General features: G+C 58.1%; 40 protein-coding genes, 1 tRNA gene and 1 pseudogene. 22 read left to right on the top strand and 20 right to left on the bottom strand.

Annotated elements, in window-relative coordinates; translation table 11 throughout:
- Nucleotides 1–2: 2 nt before the first annotated feature.
- The 12 genes from J5M72_RS07365 to J5M72_RS07420 all read right to left on the bottom strand — a co-directional run bounded on the left by J5M72_RS07365 (nucleotide 3) and on the right by J5M72_RS07420 (nucleotide 7813).
- A complete protein-coding gene (locus tag J5M72_RS07365; protein ID WP_207864914.1) occupies nucleotides 3–491 on the bottom strand; it encodes a terminase small subunit in 489 nt (162 codons plus the stop codon).
- 180 nt (nucleotides 492–671) lie between these two features.
- Nucleotides 672–1004, bottom strand: a complete 333-nt coding sequence (locus J5M72_RS07370; protein WP_207865128.1) for an HNH endonuclease — start codon at nucleotides 1002–1004, stop codon at nucleotides 672–674.
- A 266-nt stretch (nucleotides 1005–1270) separates the two neighbouring features.
- Entirely contained in the window at nucleotides 1271–1594 is a 324-nt protein-coding gene (locus tag J5M72_RS07375) for a phage holin, lambda family (protein WP_134786841.1), read from the bottom strand.
- Between the two features lie 846 nt (nucleotides 1595–2440).
- A complete protein-coding gene (locus J5M72_RS07380) occupies nucleotides 2441–3136 on the bottom strand; it encodes a hypothetical protein (RefSeq protein ID WP_207864916.1) in 696 nt (231 codons plus the stop codon).
- Nucleotides 3137–3139: 3 nt separating this feature from the next.
- Complete coding sequence (locus tag J5M72_RS07385; RefSeq protein WP_207864918.1) at nucleotides 3140–3457, bottom strand: hypothetical protein; 318 nt, start codon at nucleotides 3455–3457, stop codon at nucleotides 3140–3142.
- Between the two features lie 16 nt (nucleotides 3458–3473).
- Complete coding sequence (locus J5M72_RS07390; protein WP_207864920.1) at nucleotides 3474–4754, bottom strand: tyrosine-type recombinase/integrase; 1281 nt, start codon at nucleotides 4752–4754, stop codon at nucleotides 3474–3476.
- Nucleotides 4751–5122 carry an endodeoxyribonuclease RusA gene (locus J5M72_RS07395; protein ID WP_207864922.1) on the bottom strand — a complete coding sequence of 124 codons (372 nt, stop codon included), beginning with the start codon at nucleotides 5120–5122 and terminating at the stop codon, nucleotides 4751–4753. Before J5M72_RS07395 ends, J5M72_RS07390 begins: the two co-directional genes overlap by 4 nt.
- Nucleotides 5119–5421: a nuclease domain-containing protein gene (locus J5M72_RS07400; RefSeq protein ID WP_207864924.1), complete on the bottom strand. Its 303-nt coding sequence runs from the start codon at nucleotides 5419–5421 to the stop codon at nucleotides 5119–5121. Before J5M72_RS07400 ends, J5M72_RS07395 begins: the two co-directional genes overlap by 4 nt.
- Nucleotides 5412–5621, bottom strand: coding sequence for a hypothetical protein (locus J5M72_RS07405; protein ID WP_207864925.1), 210 nt, complete (start codon nucleotides 5619–5621; stop codon nucleotides 5412–5414). Before J5M72_RS07405 ends, J5M72_RS07400 begins: the two co-directional genes overlap by 10 nt.
- Nucleotides 5614–6309, bottom strand: a complete 696-nt coding sequence (locus J5M72_RS07410) for a replication protein P (protein WP_207864927.1) — start codon at nucleotides 6307–6309, stop codon at nucleotides 5614–5616. The genes J5M72_RS07405 and J5M72_RS07410 overlap by 8 nt, the downstream gene beginning before the upstream one ends.
- Nucleotides 6306–7049, bottom strand: coding sequence for a DnaT-like ssDNA-binding domain-containing protein (locus tag J5M72_RS07415; protein WP_207864929.1), 744 nt, complete (start codon nucleotides 7047–7049; stop codon nucleotides 6306–6308). Before J5M72_RS07415 ends, J5M72_RS07410 begins: the two co-directional genes overlap by 4 nt.
- Complete coding sequence (locus J5M72_RS07420) at nucleotides 7049–7813, bottom strand: phage antirepressor KilAC domain-containing protein (RefSeq protein ID WP_243433244.1); 765 nt, start codon at nucleotides 7811–7813, stop codon at nucleotides 7049–7051. The genes J5M72_RS07415 and J5M72_RS07420 overlap by 1 nt, the downstream gene beginning before the upstream one ends.
- Nucleotides 7814–7951: 138 nt before the next feature.
- On the opposite strand from J5M72_RS07420, the gene J5M72_RS07425 reads away from it, so the two are divergent.
- Nucleotides 7952–8170, top strand: coding sequence for a hypothetical protein (locus J5M72_RS07425; protein WP_207864932.1), 219 nt, complete (start codon nucleotides 7952–7954; stop codon nucleotides 8168–8170).
- A gap of 302 nt (nucleotides 8171–8472) precedes the next feature.
- Here J5M72_RS07425 and J5M72_RS07430 read toward each other — a convergent pair whose 3' ends face one another.
- Nucleotides 8473–8703: a YdaS family helix-turn-helix protein gene (locus J5M72_RS07430; RefSeq protein WP_207864934.1), complete on the bottom strand. Its 231-nt coding sequence runs from the start codon at nucleotides 8701–8703 to the stop codon at nucleotides 8473–8475.
- A gap of 103 nt (nucleotides 8704–8806) precedes the next feature.
- On the opposite strand from J5M72_RS07430, the gene J5M72_RS07435 reads away from it, so the two are divergent.
- The 6 genes and pseudogenes from J5M72_RS07435 (at nucleotide 8807) to J5M72_RS07460 (ending at nucleotide 12087) form a co-directional block, all read left to right on the top strand.
- A complete protein-coding gene (locus tag J5M72_RS07435; RefSeq protein ID WP_279382160.1) occupies nucleotides 8807–9544 on the top strand; it encodes a helix-turn-helix transcriptional regulator in 738 nt (245 codons plus the stop codon).
- Between the two features lie 362 nt (nucleotides 9545–9906).
- Nucleotides 9907–10140, top strand: a pseudogene (locus tag J5M72_RS07440) (helix-turn-helix transcriptional regulator); the annotation flags it as partial.
- A 149-nt stretch (nucleotides 10141–10289) separates the two neighbouring features.
- Nucleotides 10290–10499: a hypothetical protein gene (locus J5M72_RS07445; RefSeq protein WP_207864936.1), complete on the top strand. Its 210-nt coding sequence runs from the start codon at nucleotides 10290–10292 to the stop codon at nucleotides 10497–10499.
- A gap of 575 nt (nucleotides 10500–11074) precedes the next feature.
- Entirely contained in the window at nucleotides 11075–11359 is a 285-nt protein-coding gene (locus J5M72_RS07450; RefSeq protein WP_207864938.1) for a hypothetical protein, read from the top strand.
- Nucleotides 11356–11664: a hypothetical protein gene (locus tag J5M72_RS07455; protein ID WP_207864940.1), complete on the top strand. Its 309-nt coding sequence runs from the start codon at nucleotides 11356–11358 to the stop codon at nucleotides 11662–11664. Before J5M72_RS07450 ends, J5M72_RS07455 begins: the two co-directional genes overlap by 4 nt.
- A gap of 84 nt (nucleotides 11665–11748) precedes the next feature.
- A complete protein-coding gene (locus J5M72_RS07460; RefSeq protein ID WP_207864942.1) occupies nucleotides 11749–12087 on the top strand; it encodes a hypothetical protein in 339 nt (112 codons plus the stop codon).
- On the opposite strand, the gene J5M72_RS07465 is transcribed toward J5M72_RS07460, so the two are convergent.
- Nucleotides 12076–12318, bottom strand: coding sequence for a hypothetical protein (locus tag J5M72_RS07465; protein WP_207864944.1), 243 nt, complete (start codon nucleotides 12316–12318; stop codon nucleotides 12076–12078). The genes J5M72_RS07460 and J5M72_RS07465 overlap by 12 nt on opposite strands.
- 119 nt (nucleotides 12319–12437) lie before the next feature.
- On the opposite strand from J5M72_RS07465, the gene J5M72_RS07470 reads away from it, so the two are divergent.
- Nucleotides 12438–12866: a hypothetical protein gene (locus tag J5M72_RS07470; RefSeq protein ID WP_207864946.1), complete on the top strand. Its 429-nt coding sequence runs from the start codon at nucleotides 12438–12440 to the stop codon at nucleotides 12864–12866.
- 1 nt (nucleotide 12867) lies between these two features.
- Here J5M72_RS07470 and J5M72_RS07475 read toward each other — a convergent pair whose 3' ends face one another.
- On the bottom strand, nucleotides 12868–13092 hold the full coding sequence (locus J5M72_RS07475) for a hypothetical protein (RefSeq protein WP_207864948.1): 225 nt from the start codon (nucleotides 13090–13092) through the stop codon (nucleotides 12868–12870).
- A gap of 100 nt (nucleotides 13093–13192) precedes the next feature.
- Between J5M72_RS07475 and J5M72_RS07480 the strand changes: the two genes are divergently transcribed.
- The 14 genes from J5M72_RS07480 (at nucleotide 13193) to J5M72_RS07545 (ending at nucleotide 19609) form a co-directional block, all read left to right on the top strand.
- Complete coding sequence (locus J5M72_RS07480; RefSeq protein ID WP_207864950.1) at nucleotides 13193–13591, top strand: hypothetical protein; 399 nt, start codon at nucleotides 13193–13195, stop codon at nucleotides 13589–13591.
- Between the two features lie 353 nt (nucleotides 13592–13944).
- On the top strand, nucleotides 13945–14721 hold the full coding sequence (locus J5M72_RS07485) for a DUF2786 domain-containing protein (protein WP_207864951.1): 777 nt from the start codon (nucleotides 13945–13947) through the stop codon (nucleotides 14719–14721).
- A 47-nt stretch (nucleotides 14722–14768) separates the two neighbouring features.
- A complete protein-coding gene (locus J5M72_RS07490) occupies nucleotides 14769–15368 on the top strand; it encodes a hypothetical protein (protein ID WP_207864953.1) in 600 nt (199 codons plus the stop codon).
- Nucleotides 15365–15679, top strand: a complete 315-nt coding sequence (locus J5M72_RS07495; RefSeq protein WP_207864955.1) for a DUF4406 domain-containing protein — start codon at nucleotides 15365–15367, stop codon at nucleotides 15677–15679. The genes J5M72_RS07490 and J5M72_RS07495 overlap by 4 nt, the downstream gene beginning before the upstream one ends.
- Nucleotides 15676–16143 (top strand): hypothetical protein, encoded by a 468-nt coding sequence (locus J5M72_RS07500; protein ID WP_207864958.1) that lies wholly within the window; start codon nucleotides 15676–15678, stop codon nucleotides 16141–16143. Before J5M72_RS07495 ends, J5M72_RS07500 begins: the two co-directional genes overlap by 4 nt.
- Nucleotides 16140–16319: a hypothetical protein gene (locus J5M72_RS07505; protein WP_207864960.1), complete on the top strand. Its 180-nt coding sequence runs from the start codon at nucleotides 16140–16142 to the stop codon at nucleotides 16317–16319. The genes J5M72_RS07500 and J5M72_RS07505 overlap by 4 nt, the downstream gene beginning before the upstream one ends.
- A gap of 52 nt (nucleotides 16320–16371) precedes the next feature.
- A complete protein-coding gene (locus J5M72_RS07510; protein ID WP_207864962.1) occupies nucleotides 16372–16755 on the top strand; it encodes an ASCH domain-containing protein in 384 nt (127 codons plus the stop codon).
- A 67-nt stretch (nucleotides 16756–16822) separates the two neighbouring features.
- Nucleotides 16823–17017 (top strand): hypothetical protein, encoded by a 195-nt coding sequence (locus J5M72_RS07515; protein WP_207864964.1) that lies wholly within the window; start codon nucleotides 16823–16825, stop codon nucleotides 17015–17017.
- A gap of 66 nt (nucleotides 17018–17083) precedes the next feature.
- Entirely contained in the window at nucleotides 17084–17446 is a 363-nt protein-coding gene (locus tag J5M72_RS07520; protein WP_207864965.1) for a hypothetical protein, read from the top strand.
- On the top strand, nucleotides 17440–17760 hold the full coding sequence (locus J5M72_RS07525) for a hypothetical protein (RefSeq protein ID WP_243433245.1): 321 nt from the start codon (nucleotides 17440–17442) through the stop codon (nucleotides 17758–17760). Before J5M72_RS07520 ends, J5M72_RS07525 begins: the two co-directional genes overlap by 7 nt.
- A 53-nt stretch (nucleotides 17761–17813) precedes the next feature.
- Complete coding sequence (locus tag J5M72_RS07530; protein ID WP_207864967.1) at nucleotides 17814–18062, top strand: hypothetical protein; 249 nt, start codon at nucleotides 17814–17816, stop codon at nucleotides 18060–18062.
- 31 nt (nucleotides 18063–18093) lie between these two features.
- Nucleotides 18094–18249, top strand: a complete 156-nt coding sequence (locus J5M72_RS07535; protein WP_207864970.1) for a hypothetical protein — start codon at nucleotides 18094–18096, stop codon at nucleotides 18247–18249.
- 35 nt (nucleotides 18250–18284) lie between these two features.
- On the top strand, nucleotides 18285–18497 hold the full coding sequence (locus J5M72_RS07540; RefSeq protein ID WP_197869543.1) for a hypothetical protein: 213 nt from the start codon (nucleotides 18285–18287) through the stop codon (nucleotides 18495–18497).
- The gene (locus tag J5M72_RS07545) at nucleotides 18497–19609 is read left to right on the top strand and encodes a tyrosine-type recombinase/integrase (RefSeq protein WP_207865138.1); all 1113 of its coding nucleotides are present in this window, start codon (nucleotides 18497–18499) and stop codon (nucleotides 19607–19609) included. The genes J5M72_RS07540 and J5M72_RS07545 overlap by 1 nt, the downstream gene beginning before the upstream one ends.
- Nucleotides 19610–19698: 89 nt before the next feature.
- On the opposite strand, the gene J5M72_RS07550 is transcribed toward J5M72_RS07545, so the two are convergent.
- The 5 genes from J5M72_RS07550 to pheS all read right to left on the bottom strand — a co-directional run bounded on the left by J5M72_RS07550 (nucleotide 19699) and on the right by pheS (nucleotide 23929).
- A tRNA-Pro gene (locus tag J5M72_RS07550) sits at nucleotides 19699–19775 on the bottom strand.
- An 89-nt stretch (nucleotides 19776–19864) separates the two neighbouring features.
- Nucleotides 19865–20221 (bottom strand): MerR family transcriptional regulator, encoded by a 357-nt coding sequence (locus tag J5M72_RS07555; RefSeq protein WP_003179985.1) that lies wholly within the window; start codon nucleotides 20219–20221, stop codon nucleotides 19865–19867.
- Entirely contained in the window at nucleotides 20202–20504 is a 303-nt protein-coding gene (ihfA, locus tag J5M72_RS07560; protein ID WP_002553164.1) for an integration host factor subunit alpha, read from the bottom strand. The genes J5M72_RS07555 and ihfA overlap by 20 nt, the downstream gene beginning before the upstream one ends.
- A 3-nt stretch (nucleotides 20505–20507) precedes the next feature.
- On the bottom strand, nucleotides 20508–22886 hold the full coding sequence (gene pheT, locus J5M72_RS07565; RefSeq protein ID WP_207864972.1) for a phenylalanine--tRNA ligase subunit beta: 2379 nt from the start codon (nucleotides 22884–22886) through the stop codon (nucleotides 20508–20510).
- Between the two features lie 26 nt (nucleotides 22887–22912).
- Entirely contained in the window at nucleotides 22913–23929 is a 1017-nt protein-coding gene (pheS, locus tag J5M72_RS07570; RefSeq protein ID WP_065261418.1) for a phenylalanine--tRNA ligase subunit alpha, read from the bottom strand.
- Nucleotides 23930–23998 lie beyond the last annotated feature (69 nt).

Here is a 23998-nt window from a genome sequence, read left to right on the forward strand (position 1 = left end):
GGCTACTTCCTTACGACAGTGAGCGGTGGCTTGCCGGCGGAGTATTTGCCCTTCCCCGCCTCCTTGGCGGCCTGCTCTTTCAGCTCCTTCTTGCCGGCGTCACCCTTCTTGCCATGCACATAAGGCACAGCGGTCTGGGCGGCGTTGCGTCGATCAAAAACCTTGGCCCTGGGCTCGTTCATGAGCGCCAACAGCCAGACCAACGGGTCTTCGGTAGTAGGAAGGCAATCAAGGAATTCGCCGCCGGCTTCTTCCGTCTCGGGCGCCTGGTCGGATGGTTGCTCTCGGCGTTTGCGCGACTTCTCAGGGTTAACACTGAGCTCAGCCCGGCGAGCAAGGATTGCACTTGCAATCTTTGGGTCATTGGCCCACCGGGAACCAGCGGCTGAAGCCGTTGAAGCCTTACATCCTGCGGCTTCCGCCGCCTCTTTGTTTGACGCGCCCCTGGCTTTTGCGTCAACAAACTGTCGCTGTTTGTCTGTTAACACCATTAACAAAAAACCTTAGGGTCGGGAAAAAAAGTACGAATGGGATCGGGCGCGGTCTGGAGCGTATTAACCCCCTATATTTAGACCCCCCCCTCCATAGCCGCTTTCTATCGCACCATTTCGGTGCGTTTCAATTGAGAATTAGTCTCATTATCTACCGGTAGTCTGGATCGCCTGCCTGTCTCAAGCCTGGCCAGCCTCCTCAGCCTGTTTGACCGAGTCGTGGCAGGGCTTGCACAGGGTCTGCCAGTTGGATCGATCCCAGAACAGCGCCATGTCGCCGCGATGCGCGACCTTGTGGTCGACGACGGATCCAGCAGCGACTCGACCAGCCCGCTCGCAGTAGACGCAGAGAGGATGGTCAAGCAGCCAGACCTCGCGGGCCTTCTGCCACTTGTACCCATAGCCACGCTGGGCTGACGTTTCCTTCGTGGCGCGCCATGAGTTCGTGTTGATGGATGCCAGTCGGTCAGTCTGGGTCTTAACCCTGCTTCCTAACGTCTTCAGCCTTCCCATCAGGTAGCGCTCCAGCATTCGGCTTCGGTGAGATCAACGATGCAGCACGCTCTCGGGCGATGCTCAACCATTTGACTGCTCGCGCTCGGCGGGCAGCGCATCCAGAGCAGGCCATCACCAACCTCCTGCCATCTTGGCGCCTACCGCCACACCAGCCATGAACACCAGCACGACCAACATTGAACCCAGGCTCGGTGTCACCGATGCGTTAGGGTTGCGAAGTGGTGGCGGCGTTGGTGGTGACTGTCTGCCTTTATGGCCGGCCATCAGCCTTCAACCTTCCGAGCTGCCGCTCGATCGTAGTAACCGCGCACCTTCTCGACACCAAGAAAGCCAACGGCGCCGCCGGCGAAAGTGGCCATGCTCTGCGGTAGGCCCATCCATTCAAGGAGTGGCACCAACGACAGCGTGACCAGGCCACACAGCGCGCCTTCCAGATACATCTGACGGCGAGTACCGCCGCCGTACATCACGCGCAGAACAGCGATACCGACCGACAGGCCGGCGGCGTAGAGCTGCGGCTGATGCAGCAGCAGCCAGGCAATCATTGCGGCCCACAGTCCGGGATCCTTCTCAGGCATGTTTGGCATCTCGATTCCTCCCTTTGTGGGAGTGCATTAGATCCGGCTCCAGCAGCACTCCCAGCTCAGAGCGATGGGTGTGGTGGGGCCGAAAACGAAAAAGCCCCGCACAAGGCGGGGCTTCAGTAGGTTTCAAGCAAAAGCTAAAGAACAGACTTTCCAGGATTTGGCATTCGCGCGTGAACGGCCTTCAGTCCAGTCTTAATAGGTTTTCCATCACCCGTGACCGGTGTCCAGATACCTGAATGCCTGGATATCACAACGCTATACCGACCCGTTTTAGGGTCGCGAAGAATTTGCTGTTTCAGGTCAGTTGCTGTGGCGACTCTGACCCTGTTTGCCAGCTCTGTTATTTCAAAGTCGCTCATTTCGGCTGATGGGCTGGCGAGTGACGTAGGGGACGTACGTCTTCCTCGGTAAACCGCAAAAGCGATGAGCAACAAGACTCCCGATGCCCATAAGGACAGGATCAGAACGGTCATGACTCCTCCTCAAGCATGGCGACTACGTAAGAGGCAACGATTACGAAGAAGCTAATAGCAGACATCGTAGCGCCAGTCCGGACAGTATCAGCATCGATTACGTCGCCAATTACCAGTGTAGCTGCACCTGTGACCATAAACCCAGTGCCAATGCATAACAGTAGATTGGTTATCCATCGAATAGTTTTGTTGTTCATCAACATCCTTGCTAAACGATAAACCTGTTAGCAGCGCTACAGGAATAACCAGACACAAATTCTATCAATGAAAAACCCGGCTCTCTGGCCGGGCTCTGTTATCAGTCCTCTACACGCGCAGGAATGACAGGATGGGATAAATATTGATGGAACGATGGATTGATGTCAACAGGCCTTTACGCAGCATCGGCGGAAATAATCAGCCCTTCGATATCGAAGATCTCTCCGGCCACGCACAGAGCCTCATCAACCAGGGTGTTCAGCGCACTGTAGATGTTCCGGCGCCATTCACGGCGAGTCGACTCAGGACGGCCTTCCATGTCCCAGGTGCTCATGTCGTAAAAGCTCTTAGGCAGAACGATCATTGATGCAGTCCGGGATTCGTTGCGCTTTTTCGCGGACCTCTCGGCCGCCACGGCCGAGGCAATCATTGAGTCACGCCGCCAATCCGGCGCATCAACAGGAACTGTCACCGTGACAGTATTGGCCGCCTTCGGATCGGCGCCTTTCAGCTTTGGGACCGCCCACGCGGTGACGGCCTTGAAGATGAATAGTTGTGGCGCCGGGGAACTTATCAGCTGACGCAGCTCGGTGATTGCCTGAACCTTCTTCGCCTTGTCCGTGCTGAACTTCGCCACCAGGGCGCTCATGTGCTTTTTTTCGAGTCCGTGATGAAGTCGAGCCGCAACCCAGCAATCTGCCTGCGCACGGTCGATGCGCTCCCCGGGCGCACAGCGAAAAAGTGAGCGAAGGTCGCGTTGCTCTTCCTCATGCGGGCTGTACAGCTTTTGCCAGGCTTGTTTGCTGGTGTTGTCGATTGCTTCGGCGGCGAGAGCAGAAACCACACCACCAAGAACGCTGTTGTAAATCATGGATCAATCCCCCTTGTAAGACGAGCCACCCGGCCCGCGAGTATTGGTCTGCTGATACAGCTCAGCGGTGGACTTCGTCGCACCAGGCGGAAGAATCGCAGGGCGGCCGCCCTGGCGGATCAGCATGCCGAGCTGAACGATCAGATCGTCCACTGGCAGCGGCTCCAGCGTTTCGGCGTGCACCAGGCCGGAAGCGTGGCAACCGATGCAGTCGAGCTGATGAAACACGCCCTTGATCAACCCTTCCCCGGCACAGGACGGGCAGTCGGTGAGCGGGATCTGGCGGCGCACAAAGGCGGGGCCATGTGTTCTTTTTTCCATTTTTAAACCTCGCCTTTTATTGTTTCGTGATTTGGCTAGAAGCCGCGCCATTCAAGGCCTCGGCGGCATTATGCGAATTTCCGTTTCTAGTCATGGTCAAGCGGTGAATCAGGTTGAAGCCTTTCCCGTCTAACCATTCGTGCCACTTGTTCAGGGCTTCGCGCTTGAGCAGTTCGGCAGACGTGTGGATGTAGGTCTGCACGTTGCGGGTCATCGTGTGGTTCACCAGCATCTCGCCGATGAGGAAGTCCACGCCGAGGTCAGTCCAGCCGGTCCGGGCCACCTTGCGCAGGTCGTGGCTTGTCCACTCACCCTTGCCCAGCCGCGTGAACACGGCGCAGGCCTGACCATCACTCAGGCACCCACCCAACCGCGCCGGGAACACGAACGCGCCCTTGTAGCCCTTCCCTGCCTGCCAGTCCCGGTAGCGCTCCAGCAGCGCGCAGACCTGCCGAGTCAGCGGTAGCCGATGCTCGCAACGGGTCTTGGTGTTCTCAGCCGGGATGAACCACTCGCCCTGCTCGCCCAGAGTCAGGTGCTGCCATCGAGCCATCCGGGTTTCGCCGACCCGCGTACCGTGGCAGAGCATCATCAGAGCCAGCATGCAGTCCTGCGGAGCCCGGTCGAAGCCATCGGCCAGCTGTTCGATCACGTCCTCGAGCTGCACGGCGCGCAGGCGCGATGGTTTCGGCAGGATCCGGGCCTTGGTGAAGTCGGTGAACTTGAAGCCGGCGATTGGGTTGGTGCTGATCAGGCGCAGCTTCTCAGCCTGCCGCATGGCCACCACCAGCACGCCCCACACCAGTCGGACGTATGACAGCGAGAAATCAGCCTGCATCGGCCACATCAGCTGCTTGTCCAGGGTGAACCGGTCGAGGTCGTCCACCAGCAGCTCGCCGAGGCGTGGCTTCAGATGGAGGCTGATGATGGAGGTGTTGGTGGAGCGGCGTTTGTCTGAAAGGCTGCGGTCAACGGCCTGCCGTGCGGAAAACCAATCCAGCAACTGGCCAACGGTCTGCAGGGTGCCGGCCGATGCCGAGGCCTTCGGATCGGTGGCCAGGCGCTCACGGATCTTCGGCAGTGCGTTGATCAAACCCTTCACCGGCAGATCCGGGAATCTGGCGATCTTTTCCCATTCCTTGCCGGACACCAGGTACCACGTACCGCGCTCCCGGTTCTTGTGGAAGCGAAAGTAAACGCCCGGGAACCGTGCGTCGCGCATGTCTCGGATGCCGACGTTAGCCGATTGCCGGCGGATCTCGGCGTCTGAAAAGGTGATCAGCAGGCTCTGGCTCATGGTGTGTTCGGCTCCGGGTCGATCGGGTAGTCCCGGATGTGCACACGCACAGCGCCACCCGGCACCGGCTCGCCGATGTTGATCGTGGTGACGAAGTTCTTGTCGTCGATGCCCAGGCCATCGGCAACACCATCACGGCCGGCTTTGAAACGCGCCAGCAGGTTGTCATCGTCATAGGCCCGGCGATTCGGCGGACAGAACGTCACCCAGAAGTACTTTTTGCCGCTGAGGCGCGGCGCATCCAGCGCCAGCGCGATCAGACCGCAGGTGCGGCGGTATGCCTTTGCGTGCTTGTGCTTTTGCTTCCAATGCACGCGCGCGTTTGGACTCAACTCCTTTGGCGGCCACGGCAGCGTTAGGTCGATCATGCAGCCCCCTTCACGGTAAGAATTCCAGCCCGGATCAGGCCTTCGTGTGTTTCGGCGATGGCGCGCGGCATGTCGGACCAATCGACCTCGCCGGCGGCGCGGCCATCGATGACGTCGTGACAGGAGCTGCATGCGTACACCGCGACGGTGTCGAAGCCCTTCATGCCCATGCCCTTTTGTCCGCATGGCAGATGCGCGAGGACAGTGGTTTCCGGGCTGTGATTGCAGGTGCCCGGTATACGGACGGTGCAGTCCTGGCCATTGGCGGAAGCGCGGAGCTTCTTCGAACTCACTCGCATGCCGGCTTCCCCGTGACCACGTCGACCACCTCAAAGGTGCCCGGCCACATCCACGATCCGTAGCGTTTGGCCATGGCCTGGTCGGCGAACAGCGCCAGTGCGTGATCAGGTGGCGAGCTCAGGTCGACCTTGAAAGAGCAGCAGAACACCGCCCAACGGTAGGTTTCGATCTCAGGGACAGCGAGGCGGCGATCAGGCATGACGAACCCCACTCGAACGCATGGCGCGCAGCTCGGCCAATGCCCTGTTTCCGACTTCAGGCGTACGGCGCCCTTCAACTCGCTCAGGCAGAGCCAGTGGCATTTTCTGCAATGGCAGACCCTCAATCAGTCGGCGAACAGTGATGGTGTAATTGCGCTCGAACAGCTTGAGGCTGAGCGATTCTTCGAGCTTGTTGAGGCTTTCAAAACCACACTCTTTCGCCGCGTGCCAAACCGCGTCGTGGCTCCACCGTGCCCGGCCAGCCATGCAGGGATGAGCGTTGCGGCATGCTTCGCGATGTGCGGCAGCGAGTGTTGGCAGGCCAAGCATCTCCGCAGTTGGTGTGCACCAGCCGATGAACACCCCAGGCGCCGGGATAAAATCACGACCTGACTGACGAGCGCCCATCAGACCGAACTGCAGCTGATCAAGGCTGCGCAGTCCTGCCTCCAGAAAGGCCTGCAGCCACTCCTTTTTTGCCGCCTTGTAGGCCGCCATGTCCGGCCATGCCTGCTTCCAAGCTGGGAAGATCGCTCGCAACTGACGAAACAACCCGTTGATCACGATGGCGGTTTCGCGATTGATCTCTGCCTGAATCTGTTGAGGCAGGGCCTGTTCCTTGGCGATGTACTGACCCGACTGGACCTTCGCCCAAAGACCGGTCGTAACGACTGCAACGTTCTTCATTGGGCCGCCCCCTGCTCATTCCAGCCAGTGTCGTCATCGTCGAACTCTTGAGACGCTTGGCGCGGCGCGAACGGCTTGACGTTGGATGATCTGCTCAGATCATTGCGTACCCACTTGACCAGCATGCTGACCCATTCGGCCTCGGTGTTGATCTGGCCCTTCGGCTCGTAGTAACCCGTGAACGCTTTCAACACCTCGTCGGTGAACAGCTCCAACGGGACAGCCTGGTGCAGCGCATAGGTTTTCAGGATCTTCGCGTCTGGCTTCCAGCCGAGGGTCATTTCGCTAGGCATGCGAGGGTCAACCGACTCACGCGCAGAGAGAGGTTCTTTATTCTTCTCTAAATCTTCTTTAGGTAACGCACCGCTAACGTTCGCAGCGTTACCTTTGGCGTTAGCAGACTTGTGATTTGCAACACGCTTTGCGGTAAGAAGCCTGTTTTTAGCGGTCTTCCCGTTGTGACGCTCGAAATGAGGAAGGCTGATCACGCCATCGGCCTCAATCATCCAACCGACCAATTTCATGTGATCACAGAAACCGGTAACGCCTACCAAACGGTCGAGTAACTTTTTGCTAACGCTCGGAGCGTTACCGTTTTCGGTTTGTTGGTCGAACCAGCCCCAGACGCGCATCAGTTTTCCGACTACCGCGTCCGGATCGATATTGGCGAAGTCTGCGATCTGGCAGACCTCTGGCTTATCAAGGGTGGTGAGTTCGAATTTGATCCAATCGCCGGCCATTACACGCGCCCCTTTAGTTGATGCTGCGCCCACAACCCAGCAACCCACTCGACGCCTTTTGGCGTAAACCGAGCCTGGCTGAAGGCATGTCCGTTTGATTCGCTGGTCCCGGTCTTCACTTCGAAGCGACCGGCCACTTGATGATGTTGATATGGGCTCAGCACGCCGCCGAGGTAGTACATGACGCCCTTGTCCAGCAGCAACTGCCGAAAATGGCGCTCATTGGCATTCAGAAGCTTGGCCACTTGGCGAAAACTCATGGAGCCACCGGCCTGCACGTACTGATCGACAAACGCGGCTTTGGGCGCCGCGGCTGCCAGGGCCCGTGTAGCGGCCTGCTGGAGTTCGAATTGCTCAGCCCAGGCGCGAGCCGCTGCGGCGGGATTTGAGAAGTCGGGAAGCGCAGCGATAACGCGCGGCCCTTCAAGCTCCTTCAGCTTTTTGAGAACAGATCGGCGAACCGCTTTCGATTCCCGCATGCCGACGAGCATGCACTGGTCTAGAGTCAGGCCGTAAGTCGCGACCTGGTTGCCATACAGAGGGGTGTAATACTTTTGCACCCCCTCCAGATCATCCCCCAGCTCATCTTCTACCCGGGCCAGAAAGTGATCGTTGCGAACCTTTGGTTCTCCGGCCTGGTGACGTGCCTCGTTGATCATTTCACGGAGCGTGATAGTTGAAACAATGCGCGACACGTTTTCTGTGCTGCCAAATTGTGTCGCGACACTGGCAGAGGTATTGCCGGGAGCGGCGTTGGTGTTCATACTGGCCCCTCAAGTTTGTTGTTTGAAGAAGCCGGTCTAGCCACCGGCTTTTTTTTGCCTGAAATTCAGGCGTTATGGGTGTCCGACGCATCCTTGCTAGCTTTTTGCTTCCACACGAAAAGGTCACGGAGACCGGACATGAAGCGGTTCAAGAAAATTTTCGAACGTCTGAAAGAAAAACATTGGGATCTCAAGCCATACCTCGATGAAGGTCCGATGTATGCGATTTTGGGATTTGATCGGCCGCCGCTTCGGGCCTTCTGGGAAAAGCACAAGGCTTCAATCATGAAGCTGCTCCCCTGGCTTGCAGGCCTGATTTGTGGAGCCGTCATTCTGAAATTTCTGGGATTGGCTTAAGCGACCATCCAAAACGGCGGCGCGGGCTTCGTCTAACAGTCTCAAACGGTCTACGTCGCTTGTGGATGGTTCAAAACTGACGTGATTCGCAGGAAAAGTAATTGCGACTTCACGCTTGCAGCGACAGGATGCATAGCCAGCTGCGAAGCAGAATGCAGAAAATCCAAATGCTCCACAGGCGACCAAAACGCTGCTTGCAATCATGTAGAACCCCATCCGTTTACTGTATGAATCCCCAGCATTTCCGATGGACTGCCGAGGCCGCCGCTTCTGCTGGATAATTTGCTCAATGGAACGCGCTTTTAAGCAACCGAGAGCTCCGGCCAAATCTGTTTCCAGTCATCCGGCCGCAGTGCCTGACGAGTGACTTTTCCATCTGTGACCGATTCAGTTCGTGCAGCAATTTCCGCCGAAGCGGTCTTGTGCCCGTAGGCAATCATTCGCAGATACGCGCGAGTGGTACCTGTCTTCGCCACAGATGCGTCGGTTGCTGTTTTCAACCACTCAAGAAGTTGAGGATTTTTTGTCCGCATGGCGGGCCTCCCTTTAGATGCCTCGGATTATTACCCGCAGGTAATCGCAAAGCAATACCCATAGGGAATTTACCTGTCGGTAACAGTGAAGGATGATCTGCGGATGGAAATTTCAGATATTCGCCGCGAAAACTTGCGGGCACTTATGAAGCAGCGCTTTGATGGGAAGCAGGCCAGATTGGCCGATGCTTTAGGTAAGAGCGCCAATTACATTTCACGCTGCCTATCGACCACCCAGTCATCCGCGGGCAGCAAGAACATTGGGGAAGACTTCGCGCGCGAGATCGAGCAGAAGCTTGGCCTGGAGCGCTATCAGCTCGATCAAAAAGACATGCAGCTGGTGGTGAAGGTCGAAAGCAACGCGGAATATTTGGGCGAATTTTCGGTTTGGGACGATGACACGCCGCTGGACGATGACGAGGTGTACGTGCCATTTCTCAAGGAAGTAGAGCTGTCCGCTGGCAATGGAAAGACCGTTGTAGAGCCCTCGAACAAGCAGAAATTGCGGTTCGGCAAAATGACGCTGCGTCGGCAAAACGTTCAGCCTAGCGAGGCGGTATGCGTTAGCGTCAGCGGAAACAGCATGGAGCCAGTGCTCCCCCACGGCAGCACTGTGGGGGTCGATCAAGGCTGCACGACTGTCACAGATGGGAAGATGTACGCCCTAAATCATGGCGGTCAACTCCGTGTGAAAACCCTCTATCGCGCACCAGGTGGCGGCATCAGGATGCGAAGCTACAACATAGACGAGCACCCAGACGAGGTGTACACCGCTGAAGAAATGCTGCAAAAAGACATTATCGTGATAGGGAAAGTCTTCTGGTACTCAGTCCTCCTGTAGAGGCGAGGAAGTCGCGAAAGAAGCCCGCTTAGTAGCGGGTTTTTTTTCGCCCGAAGAAAAAATAATTACCTACAGGTATTGACCAATATTGTTACCCGCAGGTAATGTTCGTCCATCGCCGGATAACAACCGGCCAGATGGAAGGCAGCGATGAACCGGCCTGAACGGTTCAGAGGGTTGGCAACTGACCCGGGCGTGCAGCGTAAAGCGCCACATCCAGTTATCCGGCGGACGGTGTCGCGGTCGGAAGAACAACTTGAATGAGCCCGTACCGCGCCAGCAGCGCCGAAGGGACACGGTGTTTTTCACTGATGCGCCTGGCCCGCCGGGCGCATTGGGAAATCAACCGAGAGGCACACAGCATGGAATCAATCATCAAGAGCGGCACATGGATCGGCCATCTCGGCCGTGGGCTTGCTCGCAGAGAACTTCAGTTTTTGCTTTTAGTCGCCCAGGGCCTTACCGCCAAACAGATCGCCCGCTCGCACGACGTTGAGCCCGGAACGGTCGCGAAGCGGATCTCCAACGCCATGTTCAAGCTGGGCGTTCAGCGCCAGTCGGCGGCGGTTGCCGAGGCTATGCGGCGGGAAATAATCGTAGGACAGGCAGACGGTCCGAATCCTCAAGGTCCAGTTGGGGAATCGAACGATGGTGTTTTTATCGCTTAAACGAAGGGAAGACTTCACTGGCTGGCCTTGGCGACAGGGCCAGACGGGAAATCAACCGAACAACGGAGCAAGACGAGATGAACAACGCCGATGTCCTGGCCTTCGAAATGTACAAAGAGGCTCATGCTTTGCGAGCAAAAAGCCCGGCGCATCAAGGAACTGCAACGCGGGTAGTCGAAGGGGTTGAATTCAAGTGCTACGCGCACGGTAGCAGCACCCATTTCTATCGTGATGGGAAGAAGGTCAGCCGGAAAAAGGCCACGCAGCAAATGGCTGAATTGATGTAGCACCACCCCGCCCACCTCAAGCCCCTTAACTTGGGCTCTGTATTCCCGACCCTCTCTATGAGAGCGCATCGGGGTGTGATCTGAGGCTAAGTCTCGGGCAGCGGATGTGCCAACCGGTCGCCTACAGGGCTACCCCATCCGCCGAATGCCGGTTGAGCTCCGGCCAGATCGCACCCCGATGCGGACGAAACTGCGGCCTATAACCGCCCACCTGCATTCAATCCCTACGGGAGATGAACAATGCTCCACATCATCTTGATCGGCGCAGCGCTTGCGCATGTGCGGCCAGAATCGCCCTGCTCTATCGCGCTGCCAGCCGATCCGCTGTGCGTTCACCACAGGTACTGGCGATGTACCGCCGGGGTCGACGCGTTCTGGCGCTGACCGATCCCGCCAAAAACCTCGCAACCTGCAATCACTGCATCTGTTGCTACAAAAAAAGGCCTTTCCGTCCAGTTGGGCCTTTTTTATTGCCCGCGTTTATCCGTCAGCACTCTCCCCTGCGCCCAACGGCAACCAGCAGGCGGCGCCGAGTGCTGACGAATGAACGCAACCCCACCACCGAGGGATCAGCCATGCACCCATCCTTGCAACAGCGCGTCGACGGGCTCAAAGCACTTCGTCTGCGCAACGTTATCGCCACCGCCGAGTTCTACTCCCTGATCGGCAAGGAACCTCCCGTGCAAAAGATTCGCTACCAGGTCATCGCCAAAGGCACCAACGCCTTCCACATCACCGAGGTGTCGACCGGCAAGGTGAAGGGGTTTCGGTTCACCTACAAGGAAGCGATGAACTTCGCCCAGGCGCTGGAAGCGCGCGCGGACGGCGTCAAAGTTACGCTCTCGGGTGATCGGCAATGATCGGCGTTCCAATGCCAGATCCGCGCGAGCAGATCACCGACCACCTGAACCGGGCGCTGGAAGAATACTTCGGCGCCGGCAAGAGCGTTCAACACGTCAAACCGGGGGCGAGTGGAAAGCGCGAGCTGACCTTCGGCACCGCCTACGGCGACAAGCTCCGTGCCAAACGCGACAAGATCGCGCCCGATCTCAAGCGGCTGGCCGACAGCGGTTACAACCTCTACCAAGCCTGCAAAGAGCTGGACATCGGCCACAAGCGCGCCCTGCTCATCGCCAAAGAAAACAACTTCAAATTCAACGACTGATGAAACGAACCACCAACCGGGCGGCCACGCGCCGCCGACAGACCTGGCCGGACTTGCCGGCCAGCGGAATTGAAGAGGTAGGCCATGGCAAAGACTGTGCAGGAGCGATCGGCAAAAGCTGCCAGGAAGCGTGTGGCGAATGCCGAAGAGGAATTGAGGCTCAGGGTTCGCCCCGGCACGCGCCAGGCACTGGCCGACCTAATGGAGTGGTCAGGCATTACTGAGCAGGGCGAGGCGATGACACTGATGATTCATCACCTGCATGCGATGGGCGCCGCGAAGTGCCAGCCTCTACTGAATCCGCCGCGCCACGAAATCGAGATATCTCAAAACGTGGCGCGGGAATTTCGCAACAAAAGCTTGCTCTCCATCCAGAAAGACCCGGGCGACGAGATAATAGAGCCGAACGATTCACGCGTTTAGCGTTTCAATGTATCTACGTCCCATTGAGTAGCCATGCTCGAAAGCCTCATCGCAGGTGGCTTGCGGCTCATGAGATACAAGAAGCTCGGTCTCGGGTAAACCATCTTTCAATACCCGGTATTGAACCGTGAATTTTTCTGCGGTTTTCTCGGACGGAAAATGGACCACAACGCGTATTTCGTGATCGTTGAATTTAAAGTCGCGAGTCTCGCTGCTGACTATATCGTTCATCGCCTCACCTGCTTTACGAGGAAAGATCAGACCTTAATCGGTTTTCTCGTCTTCTTGTATACCCCCACCCTACTCGCTGAATCCGGTAACCGGAGGGCGGCGCCTGAATGGAGAAACCCATGAGCCACAACTGCGAATATGTCCGGCAGCACTATCAGGTGCCCGCCGAAGTCGGCCGCCGCGTCATCGCCTACGGGAAGCCCGGTGTAATCCTGGCGGATCGTGGCCACTACATCGGCGTGGTGCTGGACGAAGATCCGAAGAAGCGGATCAGCAATTACCATCCCACCCATGAAATGCAGTACGGCGAGATGGCGGAAACGCTGCCACTCAAAGAGTGGTTGGTCCTACCGTTCAAACACGATTGGGATGATCTCGACTGGAACCGGGAGGCCCGCGAAGACTTGGTCAGGGTCTGGGCTGCCACTCGAGGCCAGGCCAAATACAAGGCCTACGAGCGGCTTCAGGATTACTGCCACAGCATCAAGGCGATGCTTCACTTCAAAGTGCGGCGCGCCTGTCGAGTCCCATCTACCGCAATTGCATAGATCAGTTTTTGTAGCGATTCACATATCCATCTGCAATGAGTCGCTGGCCAAGCACCGCCGCGCACGCGGGGTGAAGAGAAATAGTCTTCGCCGAGTGACGCTCGACATATCCATCGTAAAGAACGACGCCGTTCTGGATTTGTTTTCCGCACTCAAAACAAAAATCGACCCGGGTAAGGCTGTCGTAATGGAGCGTCGCGGTTTTCACATCAGCGAAATATGACATTTCAGTTCCTCGATCCGGCCCCATGCCGGGCCGAACACAAATACCCCACTTCTACGAATCACGCCAGCCGGCGAGGCAGGCGTATGCCTGGAGAATACTTATGAGCACCTTCGCTGTGTTTGGAATGACCATTGAAGTCGCCACCGCCGAGGCGCGCAAGAAAACAAGCGGTACCCGCAAGAACCTTAAGGCTCCAGGCGGCGTCGAGCCAATACCGGAGCCTGAGTGGCTTGAGATGGTTCGCAAGCGTGCTGAGAAGATCATGGGGGGGGCTACAGTGCGTCAGCTCTCGCCATTGTTCGACGCGCCGCAATACGCCGAGCAGTTCGTGGAGCTGGCTCGCAAGACTTTGCGCTGTCGTGATCTGAAGATCAGGGCAAAGGCGGTACTGACTGACGCCAAGGGAAAGCCAATCCTCAATCCGAAAACCAAGGTGCCGAAGGTTGGTTTTTCCGAGTGGCCACCGAAGCCTGTTGAGCAGCAAGAGCTGGCCGCATGACCTGCCCTCACCAATTGCGCTGAGGGCAGGACAAAACCTTACGCTTAAAAGTCAGCCTTTCTTTCCAGGTGCTGACGGAGCATTCCCTCTATTGCCTCCAGACACTCCACCCGTGGTGCTTGGCCAATTACCGCCTGGTCCGGGATGACTTGAGGGGCCTCGAGATGAGCCACCTCCTCCTTTACCCGACCCACCAGCCCCGCCCGCGCCTTTACTGCCGCCACCTTTAGACATTTTGACCTCCTTGGATATTGGAACTGCTCCTCAAGAGTAGGTCATGCAAAGCGAAACCATGCTCCGCCTGTCTGGAGCGCTCATCGTCTACTAATCACGCCAGCCGGCGAGGATCCCCTATGTCCGCACAACAGATCGACGAAAAGAAACTCGAGCGCGCAATCCGCAAGATCAAACACTGCCTGGCGCTGGCCCAGAGCGCCAACGAGAACGAAGCCGCCACGGCGTTGCGTCAGGCACAGGCACTGATGCGCGAGTACCGCTTGACTGAAATGGATGTGAAGCTGAGCGACGTTGGTGAAGTCGAGTCGCAATTCTCCCGGGCCGAACGCCTGCCTGCGTGGGAGCGGAACCTGAGCGGAGCAGTTGCACACGTTTTCGGGTGCACATCACTGTATGGTCGGCAGTACTGCAAGGAAAAGGATCGAATCATCGCCCGCGTGTCATTCGTAGGGGTGACGCCTGCCCAGCAAATCGCGCTGTATGCGTTTGAGTCGCTGCTGACAAAGCTGAAATTTGCCCGAAAGCAATACGTCGCTTCGGTGCGTGCAGGCGTGCATCGAAGCTCGTACTCAGCCGAAACAGCAGGCGACCACTTCGCCCTGGCATGGGTCAATGAGGTTTACGGAAAGCTGAGTGCCCTTGTTCCAAAAGGCGAAGACGATTTCCCAGCAGCAAGCGACGGGCGCGACATCATCGCCGTCGAAGCTCAAGACAAGGCGCTGATCACCGAGTACCTCGCAAACAAAGGCGTAGGCAAAGCCCGCAAAGCTCGTGATATCGACATCGACCTGAACGCGCAAATCGCGGGAATGCTTGCCGGCCGCAGGGTGGATCTGCACGCCGGCATTGCGCGCGGCGGCGATGAAACCCTCGCCCTTTCCGCAAGCGCTTGACCTTCACACCCTCCACCGCCCGGGCATGCCCCGGCATAGGACGCCCCATGCCCACAGAAAAGATGAAGGCCTATCACGTCGGTGAAGGCTCCGAAGGTGAACACGTGATCACGTTCGCCACCAACAGCGCTACGGCGCGCCGCGAGGGCGGCAACGAGCTGAACCTGACCTTCGAAGAGGTGGATTTCTGCCGGCGCGCGCCATGGGCCGATCAGTTCGCAGGTCAGCGCTTCATCCCGGCCAAGGCCTACCACGAGCAGGGTTGGTGGATGTACTGCAACAACTGCGAGAACCAGCTCTACGAGGACGAGGAAGACGATGAAGGTAACCCGCTTCAGATCGTCTACGACGGCAGGCACGCCTACTGCGATCAGGGCTGCAAAGACGCGCGGGACAGGGAGATCGCTGATGCAAATGCCAAGGGCGAGGCCTTCAAGGCAAAGGTGCTGGCAGAGCGGCCCGATCTGACCTTCACCGAGTGGAGCATCGGGTGGCCACAGATTTCGATGTCTGCCAAGTTCCAGTTCCCGGGCTCGCAGTATGGCGGGTCGGTGAGTGATCACGACGGCGACGGCACCCTGACCTGGTACGTGGCTCAGGGTGACAAGGCCGCATGGGACTTCTATCAGAAGGAGCGCGCAGCATGAAGCGCATCTACCTCAGCGGGCCAATGAGCAACATGCTGGACCTGAACTTCCCGCTGTTCCATTCCACGGCCGCCAGCCTGCGCGCCGCCGGGCACAGCGTCATCAACCCCGCAGAGCTCAACCCTGACCCAGGCACCTGGAGCGAATGCATGCGCCGCGACATCAAAGCCCTGATGGAATGCGACACTGTGGCCACCCTGCCCGGCTGGCAGGATTCCCGCGGCGCCAGCCTTGAAGTGCACATCGGCAAGGAACTCGGCATGAAGGTCGTGAATGCCCATGATCTGGTATCGATGGAGATTGCAGGATGAGCGACGTACAGCGTTTCTGGAGCCATGAGGCATCCAACATTTTCTGCGTCAGAGCTTCAGACTTTGACCGGGTCACCGCCGAGCGTGACGCCCTGCAGCAGCGCCTGAACGCAGTGGATCAGCGGATTGATGACTTCGCCGGTGGTGAATGCGAATGGCACCGCGAAGACGACAGCGGCATCTGGCACAGTGGCTGCGGTGAGACCTGGTCGTTCCACGAGGATGGGCCGGAAGAAAACGGCATGCACTTCTGCCATTCCTGCGGTAAGCACTTGGTGGCTGAGATGGCTGAACAGGAACAGGATGCCGACTGGCACATGAACCCGTGCAAGCAAGGACACCGCGATGTCGGTGCCTCGGGTGGTGTGGCAGCGTGCAACCAGTGCGACGAGAAAATCGAAGCAGCCACCACGCAAGAAGCCTTCGAGCGCTGGAACGCAACGCACCGGGCACCGCAGGCATGAGGCTATTCATCCGCCGCAAGGCCGAGGCCTGGCTGATCCTGCTGGCTGCGAAGATCCTGATCGACCGCAACGTGCACCGTGCACCGGTCGTTTCCCGCCGCGACAATAACGACATGTGGGCAATGGCAGAAAGGCTCGAAGCAATCGCCAAGCGCATCAGCACCAAATATCCGTAACTCCCTCCCCCTTCAAAGTCAGCCGCTATAGCGGCAAGGAAAAGTGTTGCCGATGAAAGCTCTTTCAATTCGCCAGCCTTGGGCCTGGCTGATCGTTCACGGCGGTAAGGACATAGAGAATCGCGATTGGCCGACCCGTTTCCGCGGCAGGTTCCTTGTCCACGCATCAAAAGGAATGACCTGCCAAGAATACGCCGACACCCGCGATTTTGCCGAAGGCCTCGGTGTGACTATCCCAGATTTTGAAGACCTCGAACGAGGCGGGATCATCGGGGCCGTCACTCTGAACGACTGCGTTGGCAGCAGCGATTCGCCTTGGTTCTTCGGGGACTACGGCTTCGCTCTTGAATCTGCCAATGCCCTGCCATTCACACCGTACAAGGGGCAACTCGGCTTCTTCGAATTCCCTAACGAACTGGTGCCGCAATGCTCCTGACTTCAATAGCCGGCTGCACCCTCTTCTTCTGGCTTCCATTGGCCCTGACCATAAAGGCGGTGATCGGATGAGCGACAGATCAAAAAAATCAACAATCTGCGCCGCTAAGTCAGGCGACCACGAGTGCCGTTTGCCAAGGGTGCGCGGCACGCTGTTTTGCAGCCAGCATCAGCGCTCAGATTACCGCCGTCGCATGGGCTCACGCCCGATCACCAGCGAACAACTCGCCTACATGATGCAGCGCGATGGAGAGCAGCAATGACAGAGGTGACGCCATGATCTTCGCCCCGCTCTACATGGCCTACCTCATCTACAAGGGGCCGTGGCGATGAAAGCTCGAATCGAGAAGAAGCTCAGCAAGCGTCTCGTCCAACTGCACCCAGCGCTGTATCGCAAAGCGTGGCGCGACGATGAATTGTCTGAGCTGGCTTACGACCAGCGATCAAGCGTCAGGCACTGTCTGAGCGTTGGTGGCGGGACGGACTACTGGGGCGAAGGAATGGATGCCTACACCGTGTGGGCTGATTGGAAAATGAATTGGTGCTGGTACGGGCCGTTCGAAGCGCACCCAGACGGGCACCAATCGGAAGGCTACCCAGATACCCGAAACTTCAGGCCTACAACTCGCAACCTGCTGAGACTGGCTGTCGAGTGCGAACTGGACGATCGCGAAAACGGGCGTTCATGGTGAGCCGCCTGGTCAGCGTCCGAACCGAGGAACTGGCCGGCCCGGCGCTGGACTGGGCAATCGGCGCGATCGAGGGTGATCAGCAGCCCGTGACGGGCCAGCTGAATTTATTCGCCCTGCCCGACGCCGAGCAGCTGATCACGAAGTATGACGTCTGGGTTGAGCGTGGCCACCAGTCACCCTGGCTGGCCGACTCGACGAACGATCCGTTCAACCGCCAGACCGGCGAAACCCGGACCATCGCCGTGTTCCGCGCCGTGGTCTTCGCCAGCCTCGGCGCCACGGTCAAGGTTCCCGCCGAACACATCCAGCAGTAACCCCTCCCCCTACTCAACAGCCTGCCGGTGTACGGCGGGCGAGGAATCTCCGCATGCCTGAATTGACGTACGACCAGAAGCTCGTCCACTACGCCACGGCGCCGAAAGCTACGGCCGGCCCGATCCGTCAGATCGAGAACCGAAAAATCGTCATCTACTGGTGCGGGAAGCTGCGCGGCGAGTTCGTCAAATCCGGCGCCAACTGGAAGGCCAGCACCAAACAGGAAGCCATCGAGTCGGCCCGTCAGTTCCGGGAGCAGTGCCGGGCTGAAGCCGAGGCGAAAGGGTTGTTGAAAGCATAAACCACCGCCCACCCGGGCAAGGAAGTGCGCCATGACCATCACGAAGATCATCAAGGGCCCGCACCGCTTCGGCGGCTTCTGGTGGGTCATCGCCGACTGCGGCGGAAAGGTTCAGCACATCTGCCGCCGCACCGAACAACAGGCTCGCGCCATCGCCCCAGGGCAGGACAGCGTGACCCTTCATTAAAACCTTCTGCCGCCGCCGGCGGCGTGGAGAATCCCATGAAAAAAGAGCTGATCAAGATCAGTGAGTTCCAGCGCCGTCGCTGGGGCGAGAACGGCACGCCTCCGTGCCCCCAAGCGATCCGCAACTACATCCGGAACGGCCAGGTGCCCGGCGAGCAGATCGGAAAACTCTGGTACGTTGACTGGACGGCGTTCAGCAAGTCGGCCGGAAACGACCTGGTCGCAATGGTATTGAAAGGAGCTGCATGATGGTCCCACGGCCGCGCAACAAGGCGAACAAGAACCTTCCGCAGAACCTGTACTTCGATTCGCGGCGTTCGAGTTATCGCTACCGGCGGCCCACCGACGGTAAGTGGTTTCAGTTCGGCACCGACCGAATCAAAGCGATTGACGCCGCGAAGCAACTGAACCTGGAGTTCATGCGCGGCGCTGACCTGATCGGCGCCGTAATGGGCAGCACATCCGAATCGTTCGCCGGTTTCCTGGACGCATACGAACGCGACGTGCTCCCGCCACGCGAACTGGCCAAGGGGACGCTCGGGCTTTACGCCGTCCACTTCCGCCGTTTCCGAAAGCAGTTCGAAGGCAAAGCGGTCGACCAGATTACGATCCGCATGATCGCGGAAATGCTGGACGCCCTCACGCCGCGCACTGCAAACCAGTGCCGAGCCTTGCTGATAGACATTTTCAACCATGCAGCGGCCAAAGGCCTGTGTCCGGACAACCCGGCGGCCAGCACCATCAATCGCATTGAGAAGAAGCAGCGCAAGCGGCACTCCATCGAAGGCCTGAAAGCCATCCGGGAGAAGTCGCCGTTCTGGCTGCAGAACGCGATCGACCTGGCACTGATCACCGCCCAGCGTCGGACAGACATTCTCAACATGCGATTCGACGGGATTCGGGAAGGGTTTCTGTATGTGGTGCAGCAGAAGACAGCCAAGGCCAGTGACGCGGCATGGATCCGGTTCAAGGTGACCGAAGAACTCCAGGCCGTCATCAGCCGGTGCCGGGATGACATCGTTTCGCCTTATCTAATCCACCGCCGCCCAGATCGCAAAAAGCAGAAGCAGGCGGAGACGAAGGATCACTGGACGAAGGTCGAAGAACGGTATTTGACCGGGGCTTTTAAAAAGGCTCGGGAGGCGGCTGGGTGCTACAAGGGATGGAAAGAAGAGGAAATGCCTGGCTTCCATGAGGTGCGAGCATTGTCGCTGCACCTGTATCAGAAAGCCGGAAAGGATGGGCAGAAAATCGCCGGCCATGCCAGTGAGAGCATGACCAAAAACTACCAGAAGGACCACGCGGAAATCGTCTGGTCAGACGCAGTTCCGGACCTGAATATCAGCGAAATCACGGGGTAGTTTTGCGCGGGTTTTGCGCGGGTTTTGCGCAGGCACAAAAAAGCCGATCTGACTGATCGGCTTAAGTGTCTGATTTTACTCAGGAATTATGGTCGGGACGGAGTGATTCGAACACTCGACCCCTAGCACCCCATGCTAGTGCGCTACCGGACTGCGCTACGCCCCGACTAGGTTTGAAACTCGTTCTCCATCTCGAAGAACGCTCAAGAATATATCGCAAGCTTTTGAAAACTGGAAGTATTTAAAAGCAGGAAATTATTTCTTGAGTACCACCAGAACATCTTCAAGCTCAGCGATCATCTGCCGGATCATTTGCTTGTATTGGGTTGTGTCGTCTTTGGCCTCATCACCGGACAGCCGCAGGCGCGCGCCGCCGATGGTGAACCCCTGATCGTAAAGGAGCGCGCGAATCTGCCGGATCATCAGCACATCCTGGCGCTGATAATACCGGCGATTTCCGCGACGTTTGACGGGGTTGAGCTGAGGAAACTCCTGCTCCCAGTAGCGCAGCACGTGTGGTTTTACCGCACACAGCTCGCTGACTTCACCGATGGTGAAGTAGCGTTTTCCCGGGATGACGGGTAGCTCGTCGTTATGACTTGGTTCCAGCATAAGCCTCAACTCGGGCTTTCAACTTCTGCCCTGGACGAAAGGTGACCACACGGCGAGCCGTGATCGGGATTTCTTCCCCCGTTTTCGGGTTGCGGCCAGGCCGCTGGCGCTTGTCCCGAAGGTCGAAATTGCCGAAACCCGACAATTTGACCTGCTCGTTGTCTTCAAGAGCGTGCCTGATTTCCTCGAAAAACAGTTCGACCAATTCCTTGGCTTCCCGCTTGTTCAGGCCCAGCTCTTCATACAGACGTTCCGCCATCTCAGCTTTCGTCAAAGCCCCCATACGTCACTTCCTTAACGTGGCGTTCAACCTTTGTTCGAGCGAGGTGAGGATATTTTGCGTCGTCGAATTCACCTCATCGTCATTAAGAGTGCGCGATGGATGCTGCCAGGTCAAGCCGACTGCAAGGCTTTTTCTATCAGGATCAATACCTTTACCCTGATACACGTCAAACAGCCTGAGATCCGTGAGCCATTCGCCTGCATTTTCACGGATTACGCTCAATACAGCCGAGGCCGCAACGTCTTTGTGCGCAATCAGTGCCAGGTCACGACGCACTTCAGGAAAGCGCGACAACTCGTGGAATTTCGGCATTTTACCCAGAGCGACTTCAGCCAGAACCAGCTCGAAAACGAAGACCGGGCGGTCGAGACCGAGTGACTTCGACAGCTCAGGGTGAATCGCACCGATAAAGCCGACTTCACGCCCTTCCCGCTCGATGCGCGCGGTTTGACCCGGGTGCAGCGCCGGATGTTTACCCGGAACGAAGGTGAACGAATCCAGCGCACCGGCAAAACCCAGCACAGCTTCTACGTCAGCCTTGACGTCGAAGAAATCGACGGTGTCGCGACCTTGCGCCCAGCCTTCCGGCAGACGGCTACCGCAGACAACACCGGCCAGCATCGGCTCTTGCTTCAGACCATCCAGTTGACCAACGAAGCGCAGACCGCTCTCGAACAGACGAACACGATCCTGCTGACGGTTGAGGTTGTGCTGCAACGCCTTGACCAGACCTGGCCACAGCGACGAACGCATGGCAGCCATGTCGTTGGAAATCGGGTTCGCCAGCAGCAGTGGCTCGACGCCCGGGTTGAACAGTTCGAACTGCTTCGGATCGATGAAGCTGTAAGTGATCGCTTCCTGATAACCACGAGCAACCAGCAGACGACGCAGTTCCGGCAGATCGCTGCGCGCTTCGGCTTTGGCCTGCGGCGCCAGACGAGCTTGCGGGTAACGAACCGGCAGGCGGTTGTAACCGTACAGACGTGCCAACTCTTCGATCAGATCGACTTCCAGACTGATATCGAAGCGATGGCTCGGCACTTCTACGCGCCATTGCCCTGCTCCGTCGTCGGAAACTTTCAGACCCAAAGCGTTGAGCAGACGCTCGACTTCGGCCGAATCCATTTCCATGCCCAGCATCTGGGTGATGCGCTGCGCACGCAGGATGATTGGCGCGATCGACGGCAGATGCTGCTCGCTGACGGTTTCGATGATCGGGCCGGCTTCGCCACCGGTGATTTCCAGCAGCAGGCCAGTGGCGCGCTCCATGGCTTCACGGGCCAGTTGCCAGTCCACGCCACGCTCGTAGCGGTGCGAAGCGTCAGTGTGCAGACCGTAGGATCGAGCCTTGCCCGCCACAGCGATCTGGTCGAAGAACGCACTTTCAAGGAATACGTCGCGAGTGGTCGCGGATACACCGCTGTGTTCGCCACCCATCACGCCGGCAATCGCCAGAGCCCGAGTGTGGTCGGCGATCACCAGCGTATCGCTACGCAGGCTGACTTCCTGACCGTCGAGCAATACCAGTTTCTCGCCCTCTTCCGCCATGCGCACACGGATGCCACCATTGATTTCGGCGAGATCGAAAGCGTGCAGCGGCTGACCCAGCTCCAGCATCACGTAGTTAGTGATGTCGACGGCGGCGTCGATGCTGCGGACTTCTGCGCGACGCAGGCGCTCAACCATCCACAGCGGCGTCGGCTTGGACAGATCAACGTTGCGGATGACACGGCCCAGGTAACGCGGGCAGGCAGCAGGTGCCAGGACTTCTACCGAACGTACTTCGTCGTGCACCGCAGGAACGGTCATCACCACCGGGCGAGTGACCGGAACGTCGTACAGCGCGCCGACTTCACGGGCCAGACCGGCCAGGGACAGGCAGTCGCCACGGTTCGGAGTCAGATCGACTTCGATGCTGGCGTCTTCCAGGTCCATATAAACACGGAAGTCTTCGCCCACCGGCGCATCGGCCGGCAGCTCCATCAGACCGTCATTGCCTTCACCGACCTGCAGCTCGGATTGCGAGCACAGCATGCCGTTGGACTCGACGCCACGCAGCTTGGCCTTCTTGATCTTGAAGTCACCCGGCAGCTCGGCACCGATCATCGCAAACGGAATCTTCAGGCCCGGACGCACGTTTGGCGCACCGCACACGACCTGGAAGGTTTCCGCGCCATTGCTGACCTGGCAAACACGCAACTTGTCGGCATCCGGGTGCTGCTCGGTGCTCAGCACCTCGCCCACCACCACGCCACTGAAAACACCGGCGGCCGGCGTAACGCTATCGACCTCAAGACCGGCCATCGACAGACGAGCAACCAGCGCGTCGCGATCTACCTGCGGGCTGACCCAGCCACGCAGCCATTGTTCACTGAATTTCATCCTGCTCTCCTAAGAATTCGTTACGACTAGCGAAATTGCGCGAGGAACCGCAAGTCGTTGTCGAAGAACAGACGCAAGTCGTTCACGCCGTAACGCAGCATGGCCAGACGCTCGACACCCATGCCGAAAGCAAAGCCGGAGAACTCTTCCGGATCGATGCCGGACATGCGCAGCACATTCGGATGAACCATGCCGCAGCCCATCACTTCCAGCCAGCCGGTCTGTTTGCAGACACGGCAGCCCTTACCGCTGCACATCACGCATTCCATGTCGACTTCTGCGGATGGCTCGGTGAACGGGAAGTACGAAGGACGGAAACGTACGGCCAGTTCTTTCTCGAAGAACACCCGCAGGAACTCTTCGATCGTGCCTTTGAGATCGGCAAAATTGATATCGCGATCAACCAGCAGGCCTTCGACCTGGTGGAACATCGGCGAGTGGGTGATATCGGAGTCGCTACGGTACACACGGCCTGGGCAGACAATGCGGATCGGCGGCTTTTTCGATTCCATGGTGCGGACCTGTACCGGCGAGGTATGGGTGCGCAACAACATGTTCGCATTGAAATAGAAGGTGTCATGCATCGACCGGGCCGGGTGATGGCCTGGGATGTTGAGCGCCTCGAAGTTGTGATAGTCGTCTTCAACCTCAGGACCTTCGGCAATGCCGTAGCCGATTCGGGTGAAGAACTGTTCGACTCGTTCCAGAGTCCGGGTAACCGGATGCAGACCACCGGAGGTCTGACCGCGGCCCGGCAACGTCACGTCAATGGATTCGGCAGACAGTTTGGCAGCCAGTTCGGCCTCTTCAAACAGAGCCATGCGCGCATTGAGAACGCCTGTTACACGTTCCTTGGCAACGTTGATCAGGGCGCCGACTTGCGGACGCTCCTCTGCCGGCAAATTCCCCAGGGTCTTCATCACCTGAGTCAATTCACCCTTCTTGCCAAGGTATTGAACCCGGATTTGCTCCAGGGCATTGATATCTTCAGCGCTTTGCACAGCCTCTAGTGCTTGAGAGACCAGCGCATCCAGGTTTTCCATGTACAGACTCCAGATACAAAATAGGGGAAGAGCTTGAAGGCTCTTCCCCTATTTATGACGTTTAACACC

It is taken from the genome of Pseudomonas sp. 58(2021), from assembly GCF_017491585.1.
GTDB lineage: Bacteria > Pseudomonadota > Gammaproteobacteria > Pseudomonadales > Pseudomonadaceae > Aquipseudomonas > Aquipseudomonas fluorescens_BT.